Annotated in this window: 1 protein-coding gene; it reads left to right on the plus strand. The window is 37.1% G+C overall.

From position 1 onward, the window contains the following. Positions 1-904: 904 nt before the first annotated feature. Entirely contained in the window at positions 905-2,386 is a 1,482-nt protein-coding gene (gene purF / locus AFK68_RS01965; protein ID WP_094671213.1) for an amidophosphoribosyltransferase, read from the plus strand. Positions 2,387-2,510 lie beyond the last annotated feature (124 nt).

Raw genomic sequence — 2,510 nt, forward strand, 5'->3', positions numbered from 1 at the left:
AGTATTTCAAGCCTCCGACAAAAGTAGGAGGTTCACTGACTAACTGATACAATTTATCGACGAAAGACTCAGACTTTATATGTAAAATTTGGCGATCGGTTAACACCAGTATTAGTTGTAGGAGGTGTCTTAACAAAAATAATTTTATGGATGGTTTTAGGGGATAGAGAATATGGCAATTAGGATAGGGGAAAAAAAACAAAAAGATTTACCAAAAAATGAGGTTCAAAGCCTGCCCTTTTAAGGGAATGAAAAAAATATTTGGGGTAAAGCGATGCGAGAAGTGTTAATTGAAGGTTGATCAACAACTGAAGCAACAGACCAAGCTATTAACCAAATTAAAGAAATATTTTCAGTAGTGCATTAAAGAAGTCTGGGATAAGTACCTAGACAAAATTAATCAGAACATCTTTTAATACTTTGACTCAATTAAAATAGCTACTATAACCTGAAGAATTTAACCATTTATATTAGACATCTCCAGAAAAGAGGGAGTAGGTAGTAGGAAGAAATAATTGACGGTTTATGCTCAATAATTGATTTAATTTTTTATTTTTGGAGATGTCTATAGAAAAGAGGGAGTAGGGAATAGCTAGTAGGGAGTAGGGAGGCGGAGCGGCTTCTCTTAAACTACCCCCCATTATATACCTTCAGAAGCTGATTGCTTTTTTGCTACGCGACATCTTTGCGAAGCATTCCATAAGAAAAAGACCCAGTTACAACCCAGGAGGTTAGCTGAGTGCTGAATGCTACTTTAAATATTAGTTTACAATACTTCACAAGATCGGTTACTATAGTTAAAGAAAGGTTAAGATATTTCTAACCTATCCCTAGACTGGATAATTTTTCACCTTGAAAAGAGTTATAAAAACTAACAATCCTAATAACAACTTAAAATTTAACCATGACTGATAACCACTCCCCAGATACAGAGCAATATTCAGAAAATTCCACCGAAATAGATAAGCCAGAAGAAGCTTGTGGTGTTTTCGGGATTTATGCCCCAGAAGAAGATGTAACTAAACTTACTTATTTTGGCTTGTATGCTCTACAGCATCGAGGTCAAGAGTCAGCCGGAATAGCTACTTTTCAAGGCGATCAATTATACATACACAAAGGAATGGGGTTGGTATCTCAGGTCTTTAATGAATCAATCTTACAACAGTTGCCTGGCAATATAGGGATTGGTCATACTCGTTATTCTACTACTGGGTCTAGTCGTATTATCAATGCTCAACCTGCCGTTGTTGATAGTCAGTTAGGTCCACTAGCTCTTGCACATAATGGTAATCTTGTCAATACAGCAGAATTAAGGGAAGAGTTAATCAAACGTGGGTGTGATTTTAAAACCACTACAGATTCAGAAATGATTGCATTGGCGATCGCCACAGAAGTTAAAATTGGTAAAAGTTGGCTAGAAGCTGCTATTAGTGCTTTTCATTTATGTCAGGGAGCTTTTAGTTTAACTATTGCTACTCCAGAAGGTTTAATGGGTGTCCGAGACCCCCACGGTGTAAGACCTCTAGTGATTGGTACTTTAGAAGATATTAACCCGAAAAGATATGTCCTAGCTTCAGAAACTTGTGCTTTAGATATTATTGGTGCAGAATATCTGCGGGATGTTGAACCTGGAGAGTTAGTTTGGATAACAGAAGAAGGTATGGCTTCTTTCCACTGGAATCAAAAACCCCAGAGGAAGCTATGTATTTTTGAAATGATTTATTTTGCCCGCCCCGATAGTATTATGGAAGGCAGTAGTTTATATAGCTACAGACTGAGAATTGGACGCCAATTAGCAAAAGAATCATTAATAGACGCAGATATGGTAATAGGTGTTCCTGACTCTGGCATTCCAGCAGCGATCGGTTTTTCCCAACAATCAGGTATTCCTTATGCGGAAGGATTAATCAAAAATCGCTACGTTGGCCGTACCTTTATTCAACCGACTCAGCACATGAGAGAATCAGGTATTCGCATGAAACTTAACCCTCTCAAAGATGTGTTGGAAGGTAAGCGAGTAATTATGGTTGATGATTCCATTGTCCGGGGTAATACGAGTAAGAAGATTGTTAAAGCTTTACGAGATGCTGGCGCAACAGAAGTCCACATGAGAATTTCTTCCCCACCAGTTACTCATCCCTGTTTTTATGGAATTGACACAGATAACCAGAAACAATTAATAGGAGCAACAAAATCAGTGGCAGAAATTGCTGAAAAAATAGGTGTTGACTCTTTAGCATATTTGAGTCGGGAGGGAATGTTGAAATCAACAGAAGAAGATCCCAAGACTTTTTGTTCTGCCTGTTTTACTGGCGACTATCCTATTCCTTTACCAGAAACATTAAAGCGTTCAAAATTAATGCTGGAAAATCCAGTTCAAGTTTAAATAGTATTATGTCTGATTAATTAATGATAATCAAACTATTAGGTTCTAGGTATTATATTGAGTATGTTTGACTCATTATCATAGAAAACCTCATTCTCAGAGTTTTCCTTATTTCCTTCATTTC

It is taken from the genome of Hydrocoleum sp. CS-953 (genome assembly GCF_002260545.1).
In the GTDB taxonomy this organism is placed as follows: domain Bacteria; phylum Cyanobacteriota; class Cyanobacteriia; order Cyanobacteriales; family Microcoleaceae; genus Trichodesmium.

Coding starts and splice junctions, on each gene's coding strand:
- purF (WP_094671213.1), top strand. CDS start 905: ATGACTGATAACCACTCCCCAGATACAGAGCAATATTCAGAAAATTCC.